The organism is Coriobacteriia bacterium, assembly GCA_014859305.1.
Lineage (GTDB): Bacteria > Actinomycetota > Coriobacteriia > Anaerosomatales > Kmv31 > Kmv31.
Genome location: JACUUM010000002.1, coordinates 65,673 through 80,379, shown reverse-complemented (window position 1 = coordinate 80,379; position 14,707 = coordinate 65,673). Strand labels below are relative to the sequence as shown.

15 protein-coding genes and 1 tRNA gene are annotated in these 14,707 nt (G+C 71.5%); 6 read left to right on the top strand and 10 right to left on the bottom strand.

Annotated elements, in window-relative coordinates:
• Positions 1-314: 314 nt before the first annotated feature.
• Positions 315-626: a hypothetical protein gene (locus IBX62_00865; GenBank protein ID MBE0475640.1), complete on the bottom strand. Its 312-nt coding sequence runs from the start codon at positions 624-626 to the stop codon at positions 315-317.
• Between the two features lie 410 nt (positions 627-1,036).
• Between IBX62_00865 and IBX62_00860 the strand changes: the two genes are divergently transcribed.
• Positions 1,037-1,111: transfer RNA gene (locus IBX62_00860), tRNA-Val, on the top strand.
• Positions 1,112-1,215: 104 nt separating this feature from the next.
• On the opposite strand, the gene IBX62_00855 is transcribed toward IBX62_00860, so the two are convergent.
• Positions 1,216-3,813 (bottom strand): DUF4062 domain-containing protein, encoded by a 2,598-nt coding sequence (locus tag IBX62_00855; GenBank protein ID MBE0475639.1) that lies wholly within the window; start codon positions 3,811-3,813, stop codon positions 1,216-1,218.
• 331 nt (positions 3,814-4,144) lie between these two features.
• Here IBX62_00855 and IBX62_00850 point away from each other — a divergent pair, with 331 nt between their 5' ends.
• The 3 genes from IBX62_00850 (at position 4,145) to IBX62_00840 (ending at position 5,189) form a co-directional block, all read left to right on the top strand.
• Complete coding sequence (locus IBX62_00850) at positions 4,145-4,411, top strand: hypothetical protein (protein ID MBE0475638.1); 267 nt, start codon at positions 4,145-4,147, stop codon at positions 4,409-4,411.
• A complete protein-coding gene (locus IBX62_00845; protein MBE0475637.1) occupies positions 4,408-4,761 on the top strand; it encodes a hypothetical protein in 354 nt (117 codons plus the stop codon). The genes IBX62_00850 and IBX62_00845 overlap by 4 nt, the downstream gene beginning before the upstream one ends.
• 149 nt (positions 4,762-4,910) lie before the next feature.
• A complete protein-coding gene (locus IBX62_00840) occupies positions 4,911-5,189 on the top strand; it encodes a hypothetical protein (GenBank protein ID MBE0475636.1) in 279 nt (92 codons plus the stop codon).
• 65 nt (positions 5,190-5,254) lie between these two features.
• Here IBX62_00840 and IBX62_00835 read toward each other — a convergent pair whose 3' ends face one another.
• The 8 genes from IBX62_00835 to IBX62_00800 all read right to left on the bottom strand — a co-directional run bounded on the left by IBX62_00835 (position 5,255) and on the right by IBX62_00800 (position 13,759).
• Complete coding sequence (locus IBX62_00835; GenBank protein ID MBE0475635.1) at positions 5,255-6,682, bottom strand: MFS transporter; 1,428 nt, start codon at positions 6,680-6,682, stop codon at positions 5,255-5,257.
• A gap of 100 nt (positions 6,683-6,782) precedes the next feature.
• Complete coding sequence (locus IBX62_00830) at positions 6,783-8,183, bottom strand: polysaccharide pyruvyl transferase family protein (GenBank protein MBE0475634.1); 1,401 nt, start codon at positions 8,181-8,183, stop codon at positions 6,783-6,785.
• A gap of 188 nt (positions 8,184-8,371) precedes the next feature.
• On the bottom strand, positions 8,372-9,379 hold the full coding sequence (locus tag IBX62_00825; protein MBE0475633.1) for a flippase-like domain-containing protein: 1,008 nt from the start codon (positions 9,377-9,379) through the stop codon (positions 8,372-8,374).
• Entirely contained in the window at positions 9,372-11,969 is a 2,598-nt protein-coding gene (locus tag IBX62_00820) for a glycosyltransferase family 2 protein (protein ID MBE0475632.1), read from the bottom strand. The genes IBX62_00825 and IBX62_00820 overlap by 8 nt, the downstream gene beginning before the upstream one ends.
• A complete protein-coding gene (locus IBX62_00815; GenBank protein ID MBE0475631.1) occupies positions 11,893-12,468 on the bottom strand; it encodes a hypothetical protein in 576 nt (191 codons plus the stop codon). Before IBX62_00815 ends, IBX62_00820 begins: the two co-directional genes overlap by 77 nt.
• Positions 12,469-12,492: 24 nt before the next feature.
• Entirely contained in the window at positions 12,493-12,834 is a 342-nt protein-coding gene (locus IBX62_00810; GenBank protein MBE0475630.1) for a peptide chain release factor-like protein, read from the bottom strand.
• Position 12,835: 1 nt separating this feature from the next.
• Entirely contained in the window at positions 12,836-13,480 is a 645-nt protein-coding gene (locus tag IBX62_00805; GenBank protein ID MBE0475629.1) for a dienelactone hydrolase family protein, read from the bottom strand.
• Positions 13,481-13,567: 87 nt separating this feature from the next.
• Positions 13,568-13,759, bottom strand: a complete 192-nt coding sequence (locus tag IBX62_00800; protein ID MBE0475628.1) for a ferredoxin — start codon at positions 13,757-13,759, stop codon at positions 13,568-13,570.
• 213 nt (positions 13,760-13,972) lie between these two features.
• Between IBX62_00800 and IBX62_00795 the strand changes: the two genes are divergently transcribed.
• On the top strand, positions 13,973-14,230 hold the full coding sequence (locus IBX62_00795; GenBank protein MBE0475627.1) for a hypothetical protein: 258 nt from the start codon (positions 13,973-13,975) through the stop codon (positions 14,228-14,230).
• Between the two features lie 27 nt (positions 14,231-14,257).
• On the top strand, positions 14,258-14,698 hold the full coding sequence (locus IBX62_00790) for a hypothetical protein (GenBank protein ID MBE0475626.1): 441 nt from the start codon (positions 14,258-14,260) through the stop codon (positions 14,696-14,698).
• Positions 14,699-14,707: the final 9 nt, after the last annotated feature.

Genomic DNA, 14,707 nt, shown 5'->3' with positions numbered 1-14,707 from the left:
CCTCGGGCTCCTCAGGTATCTCGGGCTCCTCGGGAGGGCAGGGGCAGAACTCCACGTAGCTGATGTCCGCTATGTTGTCCATGCCCACCAGAGGCGCGTGGAGGCCCTCGTCTCCCAAGGCGCCGCCCGGATACTCGTAGACGTGCGCGTTGGGGCCGCCCTTCACGATGACGCGGCAGATCGGGACGTCCGACTCCCAGCTCAGGTACTGCTCGCCGTCGATCTCGACGATCGTGAAGGTGATGCCGTTGACCGTGTGCGTCCCCGGTCCGGGATCGTCCTCCGACCGGACACAGCCCGGTGCAGGGGGACCTTCATGCGGCTCGATCGTGGGTTCGAACCATAGGGGTCGGCGGCGTCTCGTTGGTCTGCATCGGGTTGATCGTCAGAGCCTCCGCCCCGGCATCCTCGTCGGTCTCGACTCCCTCATCGGCCGGATCCTCGGGCTCGGCTGCCTCCTCGGCCGGTGCCTCGTTCGCGGACGGGGCCTCGGCGGCGGGCTCCTCGACGGCTTCGTCGAGTTCAGCCATCGCAGCCCCGGACGCGAGCAACCCGAGAAGCATGGCGAGCACCACGACCGAGGCGATCCTCGTGCGCATTCGCCGGTCCTTCAGATGTCCGTACATCACGCGCCACTCTCCTTTCGGTCGTTTGCGGCCGCCCGTTCCGGACTTCCGGAGGTGGGGGTGGGCCCGCGTTCGCTCACGCCTGCGGACTCGGCGCGCGCTGTCCCCGTTGCTCGGCCTCTTCACCGGCTCGCCGTCCCGTGCGCCCTTCCGCGCGGTTCTCGTTCGGCGGCCGGTCCCCCGTCGTCGTCCGGAAGCGCGGCACACTGCTGCGTGCCGGCGTTCCCTTCCCCGCAGACGGAGGCCATAACGGTGGAAGATAGCTGCTGGTGAGGGCTGTCTGCCTGGTTCAGGAGGGCTGTGCGAACCGTCGGGAAGCCCTCGGGGCGCGACGGTCCCGGTCACCTGGCAGGTGTCCGCGGCAGGGTGGTAAGCTAGCCCCGCCGCTGGCGGCGACGACGGCGTCCCACGGGCGATTAACTCAGCGGGAGAGTGCCTCCCTTACACGGAGGAAGTCGGGGGTTCGAATCCCTCATCGCCCACCAGAGAATGACGAGGCTTCGGCGACAGCGCCGGGGACTCTACCGATCCCCCCGGGCGGAGCGCCTGCGACGCTCGCGCATCGGCCTGCGTGGCGGACGTCGAGCGTTCACGATCGTCGAGCGAGGCGGTCCAGCGCACCCTCGACCGCCTCGCGCGTCCGCATGGCCTTCCCCCTCGCGTACGCCTCGCGGAAGGCATCGTCCCCGAGCGCCCGGCGAGCTCTTGGGGAGACCTCGGCGACGATCGAATCGCGTGTCAGCGAAGCTCCGAACCCGATCTGTTCTCGGGTGGCGTCGGCAGCACCGAGCAGCGCCGCGGCATCCTCCGCGTCGCCGTCCGCCAAGGAGACGGCGGCGAAGCCGTCGAGGCAGTCGGCGAGCCCCTCGCGGCTGTATATCCCGAGCAAGAGTCCCGCCGCCTCGGTGAACGCAGAGCGGGCCGGGTCGCGGTCGCCCGCTGTGAATGCGGCGAAGCCCATCTCGCAGAGCGTCACTCCGGTCATATGATCGCTCTCGATGCTACGAGCGAGTGCGACGGCCTCGCGGAGCATGGTCTCGGCGCGCACCGCGTCCCCCTCGGTCAACGCGATCTCCCCGAGGATGTAGTGGGCCAGGCAGGCGCCCCAGAGATCCCCGAGCTCTCGGTAGATGGTCAGGGCGTGATCGAGATGCGCCGAGGCTGTCTTGTTCTCGTCCGGTATCAGCGCGAGGGCCAGGAAGGTCTCGGCGTCCGCTTCCGCCGTTCGGTCTCCTGAACGGCGCCACAGTTCTACGGCTTCGGTGAGCGGTGCGACGGCTTCTCGCCTCGGTGCATGCAGCTTCTCGATCCTTCCGGTGCCGATCACGAACAAGAGCCACGCCCGAGAGTCGTCGGGCAGCGGCGGATCCTGCGCGTGGATCGACTCCAGGAGCGCCCAGTACGGGGTGATGTCGGAGGTGATCCATGAGTAGATCCAGATGGCCGTCGTGCCGAGTCCGGTGACGATGTCGCCCCGCCCGATCGCGCGACGAAGCACGGCATCGATGTTCGGGTGGTCCGCTGCCACTCGGAGGAACCACTCGCGCTGCCCGGCGGTACGAAGCTCGCGCCCCGCGACTCGGACGAACTCGAGGAAGTACTCCGCGTGCCGGCGTTCCGCCTCCTCCGTCTCGCCTCGTTCATGCAGCTTGTCCCTGGCGTATTCCCGAACCGTGTCGAGTAGCCTGAACCGAGGCCGTCCGGCTGCGTCCTCCTCGATGGCCACGAGGCTGTTGTCCACGAGAGACGACAGCCGCTCCAACGTATCCGGCTCGTCGGCATCGGCACAGACGTTCTCGGCCGCTTCGAGCGTGAAGCCTCCTACGAACACGCTGAGGCGGGCCAGCATTCGTCGTTCCCGCTCGTCCAGGAGGCTGTAGCTCCAGTCGACCGTCGCTCGCAGCGTACGCTGGCGCTGCGGCAGATCCGCCTGCCCGGCGAAAGCGTCCAGGCTCGTCCTGACCCGCTCGGTCAGCAGCCCCAGCGGGATCGAGCGCACGGCCGGCGCGGTCAACTCGATCGCCAGGGGCAATCCGTCGAGCCGAGAACAGATCTCCACGACGGCGGAGGCGTTCTCACGCGTGACGCTGAACCCGGGCTCGGCTTGCTCGGCACGGCTCTGGAACAAGCCCACCGCCGGCGACGCCAGGATCTCCTCGAACGACGGCTCGCGGCGAGGCAGAGCGAGGGGCTTCACCGGGAAGCGATGCTCGCCACGCAGGCGTAGTGGGATGCGGCTGGTCGCGAGCACCTTCACGTCCGGGCATGCTGCCAGGAGCGCGGATACGAACGGTGACGCGTCGGTCAGGTGTTCGAAGTTGTCGAGCAGGAGCAGTACCGACCTCGGCGCGAGTACCTCGATGACGGAGTCGGCGAGCAGACGCGAGCGCTCGTACGTCATGCCGATCGAAGAGGCCACCGCATCCGGCACCTCATCGGGTTCGGAGAGCGGCGCGAGATCGACGAAGAAGGCCCCGTCGGCGAACGAGCGAGACAGCTCGCTCGCGGACGCCAATGCGAGACGGGTCTTGCCGACACCTCCCGGACCGATCAGGGTGATCAGTCGCACGTCCTCTCTGCCGAGGCTGCCTGCGAGCGACGACAGCTCGTCCTCACGGCCGACGATCGGGGTGGGCGGAACGGGGAGCGGACGCGGCCGGATGGAGCCGAGGGGGGAGGACCGCCTTTCGCCCACGCCTTGGAACCGCTCCGTCAGGAGCAGTGCGAGATCGTCGGCGAGGAGCTCCCCGAACTCCTCGCTGGACTCGAAGCAGCGATACGACGCGCGGCCCTCGTCTTCGATCCGCTGGAGCAGCCCGGTCAGACGCGGCTCGCGGTCGGGCGCCGGCGTCTTGATGTAGAGGAGACTGGGCATGCCCTGACTCAAGAGGTACTCGTCTTCGAGGCCCGACACCTCCAGGTCAGGTGTCACCCATCCGTAGCTCTGCCAGTAGACGCCGACGAAGACATGGCTCTGGTCCAGGTACGCGCGATAGAGGGTCCGCGGCGGGTGGGGGCGTGCACCTGCCTCGAACATCACGGGAACCAGGTGCAGCCGCTCGACGGCCTCACGGAAGGTCCTGCGTTCCGGTGCGAGCTCCTGCAACGTCGAGCTGATGAAGACGCGTAGACGCTGATCCGCGGTGAGGATACCGCGCCCCTCGATGTCGGGTCCTTGCACTCGCACGATCCGCCCGTCCTCAACGAGTTGTCCGTGCTCATCCTACGCCCGCTCCCGCGATACCGGCATTATGCCCCAGCGCCTCCCGCAGTCGGAGCGGGTGTGCCCGCACGCCGGCGTGGTGGTGCGGAGGAGCCGGTGCCTGCTCGCTCCGTCAGCCGCGCCACCGACGCGGTGTTCACGATCGCCCCGCCGCCTTGCTCGAGCATCGGCGCGATCTCGTACTCGCTGCACAGGAAGGCGCCCTTGAGGGACGGTGAGCCGGGGAAGATGTCCCGAGAAGCGGGTTCGGCTACTGTGGGAGCGGGCGCGGCCGGATCGGCCGGGGGAGGTCGAGATGGGGGACGCCGATACGACGTGGGTGACGCTGGCCGAGGCGATGGCGGTCGACGGGCTGGAGGCGTGGTCGGAGGCGCTGTCGCTCATGCGCTTGGCCGCCACGCTCGCCGACGAGGGGATCGCGTACGCTTTCGACCCGTATCCGCCCGGAGAGGGTTTCGCGTACCCACCGATGCCGGTACCCTTCCGGCTGCTCGTCCGTCAGGAGGACCTGGAGCGGGCGCGTGCGATCGCGAGCGACCTGCTCGGGGAGGAGGGATCGTGAAGACGATCGTCGCGGCTGCCGTCGGTCTGCACGGCCTGGGGATGGTCGGCGGCGTCTACCTGGTGTTCACCACGCGCTCCTGGCTCGCGCGCGTGTCGCCCGGCGGCATCGTGCTGGCCGGCTTCGTCGCGACGCTGTGGGCGGCCTCGGGCCTGCTCCTGGTAGGCGGGGCGTGGGGCTACTACTCCGGGGCCGAGTGGTTCCGCGCCTGGCTGCTCGCGGGAGCGGCGATATCGCTCGCGGGCATCATCCTGTGGGCCGGCAGGATCCCGCCCGGCACTTACGTGGGCGCGCTCCTGGACGTCGCGGTGATCGTCTGGCTGCTCTTCTTCCCGCCGTCGGCGGCCTGAGGTCGACCGAGGGAGTGCGACCGCGGCCACCCGGGCGACCCCGCGGCCCCCGCTACCCGAGCGGAGGGCCGCCCGCGGTAAGTGGGTATCCTGCCGTAGTAGTGCGCCGCCGGCAAGGAGCGGGCGGTCCGGAGCGTGAGGGGAGCGGGATGCCCGACCGCGACATCGACACGCTGAACGACGTGGTGGAGCAGCGCTGCGACGAGGTCGAGGACGAGGCGGAGGTCCGCCGCGCGCATGACGCGCTGGACAGGATCCAGGAGCGGCTGGCCTTGGCCGACGAGCTGCACGACTCCCTGTCCACGCGCTACACCCTCGTCTGGCCGATACCGGGCATCCTCATCTCGGGGCGGCGCCGGAAGCGTCTGGTGCGCGACTACGGCAGACTCCGCGCCGAGGCCCGGCGGGAGCCGCGCCACCCGCATTGACGCCCCGCGGCCGCCGCCGAAGAGTCGGCGCCGCGAGCCGAACCCGCACCGCGCTGTCCGTCGCCTCACCCCCCGTCACGGGCGACTTCCGACTCCGTGAAGGGGCCGGCTTCGCAGCGGCTGCTCTCCCCGGTAAGGCGGCTGGATACGAGCGCGGCCGCCGCCGCGACGCCCGCCGCGGCGAAGAGCGCCGCGGATGCCGCCCGCACGTAGTCCGTGGCTGAGGGGGTTCCCGGCAGGATGCTGGTGAAGATCGCTCCCGCGAAGCCGACGCCGAGCACCATGCCCACGTTTCGCGCCTCGCCGAGCACGGCCGCCGCCACACCCTGGCGCCCGCGCGGCGCCGAGCCCATGAGCGCGCTGTTGTTGGGCGAGATGAAGGCGCCGGTACCGAGCCCGATCACCGCGAGCGCTCCGGCGATCGCGGCCAGTGAGGCGCCGGGCGGGAGAAGTCCGAGCGCCAGCAGCCCGAGAGTCATCGTCGACATCCCGGCGACGGTGAGGGGGCGGCAGCCGGCGCGGTCGGAGAGCGCTCCGGCCAGCGGCGCCGCGACGGCCATGACCGCGGGCTGCACCATGAGCAGCACACCGGCCGCCGACGCGGTCATGCCGCGGCCCTGTATCAGGTAGAAGGGCATCAGGAAGACGACCGTGTACACGGCCACGTAGTTCAGCAGCGCGGCTCCGGTGGACGCCGAGAAGGCGCGGCTGGCGAACAGCCCGAGGTCGAGCATCGGGTGGGCGGCGCGCCGCTGCCACCCCAGGAACGCGGCGAGCAGCGCTCCCGCTGCGGCGAGCAGGCCGAGGACCGCCGCCGAGGCCCACCCCCACGAGTGCGCCTGGTTGAGCGCGAGCAGCAGCGCCACGAGCCCGCCGGTGAACAGCGCGGCGCCGGCCGGGTCGAACGGCTCCGCACGCGGAGCCGGGGGGTCGTCGGGGACGTACAGCCACCCGACCGTGAGCGCGAGCGCGCCGATCGGGACGTTGATGAAGAAGATCGCCCGCCACGTCAGAGCGTCGGCCAGCCAGCCTCCAACCGGCGGTCCGACGGTGAGACCGAGATAGGTCGCCGTCGCTATCATCCCCAGCGCACGCCCTCTGCGCTGCGGCGGGAAGTTCGTGGTGACGATCGCCGGCGAGTTCGCGAACAGCACCGCGGCGCCGATGCCCTGTACCCCGCGCGCCGCGGCGAGCAGCCCGACGGTAGGCGCGATGCCACACAGCACCGAGCCGGCCACGAAGGCCCAGAAGCCTCCCAGGTAGACGCGCTTATGACCGTAGAGGTCGCCAAGGCGGCCGAAGCCCAGCAGCGTCCCGCTGACCGCGAGGAGGTAGACGGTGACGACCCACTGCACGGCGGCCACCCCGGCGCCGCTCTCGGCACGGATCACGGGCAGCACGACGTTGACGATGCTGGCGTCGAGCGCCGACATGAACGTCCCGACGCCCACCGCCGCCAGGATCCACGTCCCGGCGCCCTCGCCCCTCGCCATCGCCTCTCCGCCCGTCGCGCCACCTCGGCAACCGCACCCTACGCCGCCAGTGTAACGTCTCGGCGATGCGGGCCTTCCCGCTCCGGGAGGCCGGGCGCCGTCAGTCCGAGAAGCGTGCGGTGCGGCCGGAGCCCTCCCGCTCGCGCGCGAGCCTCTCGAGGTAGTCGAACTGGCTCTCGGCGGAGGCGCGGACCCGCCGCAGACGCTGCGCGGTCGAGCGCCGCAGGCGCGTGCGCGCCGAGGCCAGGTCGGCCAGCGTCGCGAGCACGGCGCCGACGTCGCGGACGGAGTCGTCGAACACGTAGCGGCCCAGCCCGAACTGCTCCATGACCTCCAGGCACGCGTGGTTCCCGTCCACCGCCAGAACGGGGGTCTTGGTGGTGAGGCATGCCACCATCGCGTGGAACCGCCAGACGAGTGCCGTGTCGCAGCGCTCGAGCAACTCCTTGATGCCGTCGGTGTTGATGTCGAAGCCCACCGCGTGCACCCGCGGCTCTCCCTCCAGACGCGCGGCGATCTCGGCTATCACCGGCAGGTCGTTGTCGCGCGGCTCGTCCATGTGCGCCTGGCGCGCGGCGTTGGGGAAGAGCAGGACGGCCTCGCCGCGCCGGAGCGCGCCGCGAGCGATGTCGGTGACGAAGCCGGCGTAGTCGAAGCGCCGCCTGCGCGCCTTGCCCGCGGTCACGGCGCTCGGGCATATGCCGAGGACCGAACGCCCCGCCTTGCGCTCCGCCTCCAGCGCCTCGCGGACCTCGGAGGTCGCTACCAGGTACTCGCAGCCGAGCGACTCTCCGGACCGGTGCAGGAACGCCACGTCGGCGGCCTCGGCGAGCCGCTCCTCGGTCAGCGGCAGCGCTCGCAGGCTCTCGGCCGTCGCTTCTCCGCGGGCGAAGACCTTCTCGCAGCGGGTCAGCCAACGCTGCGCCGCCCAGTGGTTGGCCGGGTCGCGGAACGGGCCGCAAGCCTGCGCGAGCTTCACGACCGGCACGTCCAGGACCAGCGCCGGCCAGATCCTGAGGACGTCGGAGGGCAGGCACTCGACGTGCCGGTCGAGGAAGGACGCGCCGGAGAGGTCCACCAGCGCCGCCGAGCCGGCCAGCGCGCGCACGGGCTCGGGGACGGCGCGGGGCAGGCGCCGCAGCCCGAGGCGCCGCAGCGCCGCGGCCAGCAGCGTCCCGAAGAGGAGCTCCGTGGCCAGGTGCCGCGGTGCCGAGGAGTAGACGTGCACGGCGGGGTCGCAAACGAGCTCACGGTCCTCCTCGGGGTGGTGCGAGAAGACGTTGAAGCGCGCACCGGGGAAGCGGTCGCGAAGGCGCGCCACCGTCGTGGAGAGCATGGCTTCGGCTCCACGGTCGCCGGAGACCGTGGCGGCGATGACCGAGAAGACCGGCGAGACCGCCGGCCCGGCGCGGTTCCGCTCCTCCCGGGGGCGCTCCGCGGGCGCGCGCTCGGCGGCCCCGGCAGCAGGGTGGGCCCGCTCCTCGGTGTCCACTGCGGTCATCCGCCCTCCTCGACGCCGGCTCTTGAAGCGCTCGCGATCTCATCACGCCCGCGAGGTATTCATGCCACTTCACACGCCGGTTGGTTCGGCCGGAGGCGTCCGGTCCGAGAAAGCCTTGCCACTCCACCCGCGGCACCCGCCCCGCCGCGCCGTGGGCGGCGGCCCAGACGCCGACCGGCGTCGTCGGCTCAGGACGCCTCGCCCTCCGCGTTCGGGGCCGGCCGTTCGGCGCGGGCACGCTGCAGCCACTCGCCCAGCGTGTGCCCGGTGGTGCGGGACACGTACAGCGTCGCCGGCACGCCGAGGAGCACGAGCCACACGAGCTTGACCGCTCGGTCCACGACGGCCGCCCCGAGCCCGAGCGCCGAGGAGATGCCCACGGCACCGGCAGCCGCGGCGGAGCCGCCCTCGCGGAAGCCGAGCCCGCCGGGGATGACGGAGAAGCGCTCCAGCACGATGGCCGCGGCCACGACCACGAGCGACTGTGCGAACGTCGCCTCGGTGGACAGCGCCCGGAACGCGAAGTAGGTGCGGGCGGCGTCGAGTGCCACGAGCCCGACGTTGATGAGCAGCTCGATCGCCATGAGCCGCGTGTCCCTGTAGATGTCCGCGATGCCATGGGCCGCGTCGTAGGCGATGCGCAGCGGCGCGCGCATGTGGTCCGAGTCGCGGCGGCGCGGGGCGAACCATCCCCACGCGAGCAGCGCGAGGAGCGCCGCCGAGGGCCCCAGCAGCACCGGCCACCCCAGCGCCGGCTGTCCGGCGGCGAGCAGCACCGCGCCCGCCAGGCTGCCGGCGACCCACAGGTGGATGACCCCGCTGCCCAGCACCAGCGCGCCGAAGTGCGCCGCGCGGACCTTGAAACAGCCGCGCAGCACGGCGCCGTTGGCCAACGTCCCCGTCTTGGCGGGCAGGTAGTTGAGCACGTTGACCATCAACGCGAGCGAGAAGGTGTCCCGGAAACGGATGCGCGCGCCGAAGCGCGCGGTGAGCACCTGCAGCTCCCACCCGTTGAGCAGGTGCGTGCCGATCGCGGAGACGCTGATCAGCGCGAACAGGCGCGGCGTGAGGTCGAGCAGGCGGCGGGCCTCCTCGGAGTGGGTGGCCACCACCCAGGCGATGACGGCGATCGCCCCGGCGGCCAGCCCCCATTGGATGGCGGCGGAGGCGCGCTTGGCGGAGCGGCCTTCAGGCACGCGCGACGCCCTCCCCGGCCTGCCCCTCCTCGGCGACGGCGCGCTCCACGCGGTCGATCTCCGTCTCGAGCCGCCGCGTGCGCCACTGCACTTCCTCCAGGAGGCTGCGGTTCACCGCGATCAGGTCGGCGACGAGCCCGAAGACGATGAGCTGGAAGCCGATCACCATCAGGATCGCCGTGAGGATCAGCGACTGGATGTGCCCTTCACCCTGGCCGATGGCGTAGAAGTACACGAAGCGCAGGCCCAGCAGCACGCCGAGGGCGCCCAGCACGGCTCCGGGCACGATGAAGAACTTCATCGGCTCGTAGTACATGAGCACGCGCAGGATGGTGAACACCGAGCGCTTCACGTAGCTGCCGATGCTCTTGACCAGCCTCGAGGGACGCAGGTCGGCGTTGACGCGCACCGGGACCGAGGTGATGGCCATGCCCTTGCGGCCGGCCTGGATGATCGTCTCGAGCGTGTAGGTGTACTCGGAGAAGACGTTGAGACGCATCGCCGCCTCGCGCGTGACGGCCCGGTACCCGGAGGGCGCGTCGGGGATGTCCGTACCGCTGGCCATCCGGACGACCCAGCTCCCGAGCGCCTGGAGTGACTTCTTGACCGGCGAGAAGTGGTCGATCCGGGCGATCGGCCGGGCCCCCACCACGTAGTCGGCCCTTCCGGCCAGTATCGGCTCGACGAGCTTGGGGATGTCCGCGGCGCAGTACTGGTTGTCCGCGTCGGTGTTCACGATGATGTCGGCGCCCAGCCGAAGGCACGCGTCCACGCCCGCCATGAAGACCTTCGCGAGGCCGGAGTTGCGGGTCATGCGCACGACGTGGTCCACCCCGTGCGCCCGCGCCACCTCCACCGTGCGGTCGGTGGAGCCGTCGTCGACGATCAGCCACTCGACCTCGTCGATGCCCGGCAGCTCGCGCGGGAGCTCCGCCAGGGCCACCGGCAGCGACTCCTCCTCGTTGAAGCATGGGATCTGGATGATGAGCTTCACCGCGCCGCCTCTTCCGGCCCCTCGATCACGGTGTCCGTCCGGCCTCTCGCCGACGACCAGGCCGCCCCGACGAACACTCCAAGATACCAGATGAACACCGGCACGGCGTGGAACGCGACCCGGTTGAAGCTGTCGGCGACGGAGACCCGCCCGGGGTGCGTGACGCCGTGGACCGCCAGGCCCACCGCGAAGAACGCGGCCAGCGCGAACAGCAGCCGGGGCGACCAGTCCGCCGCCCGCCTGAGGCTCGGGAAGGCGAGCGTGAGCACGAGCAGCCCGAGGATCGAGTACCACAGGTAGCCGTACCCTCCGGCACGGAACAGGTTCTCGCCGGCGTTCGCCGCCGCCCGGACGAACCCCTCGGTCCTCAGTGCCGCGACCCCCGCCACGGCCAGGACGAGGGCGGCGTGACCCGCCGTCAGGACGCGCCGCTCGGATCGCGCCACCCTGCGCAGGGCCGGCCACGAAGCGGCGACGAGCCACACCACCCCCACGACCGAAAGTGCGCCGAGCATGGCGGCGGCTCTCGAACCGGGGAGCTTGTGAGAGCCCCAGACGCCGAGCCGCACGTACGCTGTGGCGTACACGACGCCGAGGACGAGCGCGGGCGGCGCCAGGAACGACGCCGCGTCGCGAGGGCGCCCGCCGACGACGGACGGGACCGCCGCGACCGCGATGAGGACGAACGCGTACGCCAGGCCGTCGGGCCGCGCGAGGGCGAGGCCGGCGCCCATCAACCCCGCGACCGCGAGGAGCGAGCGCCGGGCGGTGGCGTCGAGGGCGTCCTCGGAGGCGCGGATCGCCACCAGCGACCCGAGCAGGTAGGCCGCGCTGACCATGTGGCTGTGGACGTAGAAGGAATGGAAGACGAACGCCGGGATCGATGCGAGCAGGGCTGTGAGCCCGGCGGCGGCGAGCGCGCGAGGCAGCGAGGGGGCGACCGGGAACGCCCACCTCCAACCCGCGTACGCGAGGAGCGCCAGCACGGTCGCGGCGAGCAACGGGTAGACGGCGTGGACCCACTCGGCGCCAAGGGCGGACCCGGCGGCGTGAACGGCGGGGATGAGCGGGCTGTAAGCGCCCATGACCTCCGCGGTCAGTCTCCCCGTGTCGTGCAGCCAGACGCCGGGCAGGCCATAGTGGAAGAGGCTGTCGTAGCCGCTGGCGGTCAGAGGGACGCGCTGGAGAGCGAGGGCGGCTCCGAGCACCGCTCCGGCGGTGGCGGCGAACCCGAGCGGCCCGGTCGCGCTCGCCGTGCGGCCCTCTCGCAGCGCTCGCAGGCGCGGCAGCGCCGCCCAGCACACGGCGATCAGCAGGGCGGCGCCCAGCGCGAACGGCCTCGCGCCGAATCCTCGCCGCGCCGCGGCCGCCGCGGCGAGCACGAGCGGCCACGCGAGAAGCCCGGCCGGGAGGGCGAGCAGGTGGTACGCGCCGCCCAGAGCGCGGCGGGCATGCCACAGGGCCGCCCACCCGAGCACGAGCGACGCGACGACCAGCGCGACGTTGCCGCCCGGCGCGGTCACCGCTCCTCCTCGGGCAGCAGCCCTCGCGGGGCGAGGCGCAGAGGCGCGGCGAAGACGCGCTCTCCCTCCGCATCGGAAAGCAGGACGACCCGGCGCTCGTCGCCCGTGCCCCCGGCGGACGTGATCGCGTGGACGCCCCACGGCAGCTCGCGGACCGGTCCCGAGGACAGCAGTGCGTCCACCTGGGCGTCCGAGAGCCGCGGGTCGTAGGCGCGCACGCGTACCGAGTCGGCGAGCATGGGGCGAAGCAGGCCGAGTCGGAGCGCGGGCTGAGGCACGCCGCCGAAGACGTCGGGGGGGCGGCCGGGGAGCAGGGTGAGGTCCTCGGGCACGACGACCGTCGACGGCGCTCCGCCCGCGACGTGGCGGACGGCGAGGCCGACGTACAGGTTGAGGAAGCGGTTCCGCCCGCCCGAAGCCTGCCCGACGTTCTCCAGGCTGTCGCCGGCCGGCACGATCCGTGAGTAGGGCCACCGGCCGCGGAGCATGGCGGCCGTGTCGAGGAGCATCGGCGCGATGAAGGCGGCGACGAGGACGAGCGCTAGGAGGTGGGGGAGGCGGCGCGGTTCCACGGCACGAAGGATAGCAGAGCGCCCTCAGTCCTCGGCGGGCGCCCTGCGCATCCGCTTCTTCGCGGCCTGGCGCTCCTTGCTCTCCCGCCGCCGGCGCAGCGAGGCCGCGCTCGGCTCGGTCGGCACCCGCTCCGCCGGCTTCCAGGCGAGGCGCTCCAGCCGGCGCCGCAGCGTCTTCAGGCAGCGGCGCTTGTTCAAGTGCTGGCTGCGCTCGCGGCGGCACACCACGGCGACGCCGGTAGGGCGGTGGACCAGGCGCACCGCGCTGTCCGTCGTGTTCACCGACTGGCCGCCCTTACCCCCCGCGCGGAAGGTCTGCACGTCGCACTGCGCCAGCAGCTCCTCGTCGGTCTTCGGCACGTCCATGTCAGGAAAGGTAGCGCTCGAACCAATCCCTCGCCAGTCGTGAGACGGAGTCGAGCGCGCCGGGCTCCTCGAACAGGTGCGTCGCCCCGGTCACGACCTCGAGGGCCTTCTCCGGCGTGGCGATCTGCGCGAGCGCGTAGCGGTTGAGCTTGAGCACCTGCTCGTCGGCTCCTCCGACGATCAGCAGCGTCGGCGTCCTCACCCTTCCGAGGACCCCCATCGCCAGGTCCGGCCTCCCCCCGCGGGACACGATCGCCGAGACCATGTCGCCGAGGTCTGCCGCGGCGTGCAGCGCGGCGGCGGCGCCGGTGCTCGCGCCGAAGTAGCCCACGGGAAGCCCGGAGGTCTCGGTCAGGTCGCGCAGGTACAGCGTCGCGGCGCGCAGGCGCGCGGTCAGCAGCGAGATGTCGAAGCGGTTCTCGTAGAGCGTGTCCTCCTCGATGGTGAGCAGGTCGAAGAGCAGGGTCCCGAAGCCCGCCTCGAACAGCGCGCGCGCCACCTGCTGGTTGCGGGTGCTGTGGCGGCTCGACCCGCTGCCGTGCGCGAAGGCCACCACGCCCCGCGCGCTCTCCGGGACCTGGAGCGCTCCCTCCAGGGTCACCTCGCCGGAAGGGATCGCAACGAGCTGTTCGGTCTGCCGTGCCATCATCCTCACCGCCTCGCCGCCGGTCGCGCGCGGTCGCGCGCTTGGGGTAGGGAGCTTTCTACCCACGGGCGCGCCGAGCGCCTCGCGTCACTCCTCGATCGAGATCGCGTCCACCGGGCAGGAGTCCGCCGCCTCGCGCACCGGCCCGTACAACTCCTCGTCGGGCTCCTCGTCGATCACGTGGGCCAAGCCGTCGTCCTCGAGCCGGAACACCTCCGGGCAGACCTCCTCGCACAGCCCGCAGCCTATGCACAGGTCGAAATCGACGATCGGCTTCATGGAGGCCCCCTTCACGTGCGCGCCGGCGGCGTGAGGTGCGATGACGTGCAGCGCTAACTGGTGGATACCCAAAGCCGCCCGAGGAGCGAACCGGCACGATGCTAGCTGCATGGAGGCGTGGCGGATCACGTCAAGTGACGAACGTCACATACCGATAGAATGGGAGCGGGCTTGAGAGGGGCCCGATGCGGGGGATGAGCGAGGAGGGGAGAGGTGGAGGAGAGCCATCAGCGAGTGAGGGTGCTCGTGGAGACGACGGCGCGGAGCTTCAAGGGGTACGTCTACAAGCCGGTGAAGGACAGCGGCTACCGGCTGTCGGATCACTTGAACGACTACGACAAGCAGTTCCTGTGTCTCTCCGATGTGGAGATCGCGGACCGCGGACAGCACTACCGCGTCGGCGAGAAGCGCGATTTCATCGCCGTGGCCACCTCGGCGATCACCTACATAACGCCGCTGGAGGACGACTAGCGCCAGCGAACGGAGAACGACCAGCAAGTGGCCGAGTGCGCGTTCCATAGGGGTGTCGAGACCGGTCTGCGCTGCGCGGAGTGCGAGCGCCCGATCTGCCCCAAGGACATGGTATCCACGCCCGTGGGCTACAAGTGCCGAGAGTGCGCCCGTCCCGCACGGGGGCAGACGGCGCTCGTCAAGCCGCACCAGCTCGCGCTCGCGGCGGCCTACGCGTTGCCGGCGGGGCTCGTCGGCGGGCTCGTGCTGGGGCTGATCGGCTTCGGCTTCTTCTTCATCCACCTCTTGTTCGGGATGGGCGTGGCCGAGGCCGCGCGCCGAGGATCCGGCGGGCACCGCAGTCCCTCGATCGCGGCGGTCGCCGGCGTCGCGGCCCTTGCGGGCTCCCTCCTCGGCGGGTTCGGGCCGATCGGCTGGCTGCTCGCGCCGCTGGCCGCGGTTGTGTACGTGCTCGGGAACCGATGGTAGGCGTGAGGT

Excerpts from the sequence above, each read along its gene's own strand:
- IBX62_00865 (MBE0475640.1), bottom strand. The coding sequence starts at position 626 with ATGTACGGACATCTGAAGGACCGGCGAATGCGCACGAGGATCGCCTCG.
- IBX62_00850 (MBE0475638.1), top strand. The coding sequence starts at position 4,145 with ATGGGGGACGCCGATACGACGTGGGTGACGCTGGCCGAGGCGATGGCG.
- IBX62_00840 (MBE0475636.1), top strand. The coding sequence starts at position 4,911 with ATGCCCGACCGCGACATCGACACGCTGAACGACGTGGTGGAGCAGCGC.
- IBX62_00835 (MBE0475635.1), bottom strand. The coding sequence starts at position 6,682 with ATGGCGAGGGGCGAGGGCGCCGGGACGTGGATCCTGGCGGCGGTGGGC.
- IBX62_00830 (MBE0475634.1), bottom strand. The coding sequence starts at position 8,183 with ATGACCGCAGTGGACACCGAGGAGCGGGCCCACCCTGCTGCCGGGGCC.
- IBX62_00820 (MBE0475632.1), bottom strand. The coding sequence starts at position 11,969 with ATGCGGAGGGAGAGCGCGTCTTCGCCGCGCCTCTGCGCCTCGCCCCGC.
- IBX62_00810 (MBE0475630.1), bottom strand. The coding sequence starts at position 12,834 with ATGGACGTGCCGAAGACCGACGAGGAGCTGCTGGCGCAGTGCGACGTG.
- IBX62_00805 (MBE0475629.1), bottom strand. The coding sequence starts at position 13,480 with ATGGCACGGCAGACCGAACAGCTCGTTGCGATCCCTTCCGGCGAGGTG.
- IBX62_00800 (MBE0475628.1), bottom strand. The coding sequence starts at position 13,759 with ATGAAGCCGATCGTCGATTTCGACCTGTGCATAGGCTGCGGGCTGTGC.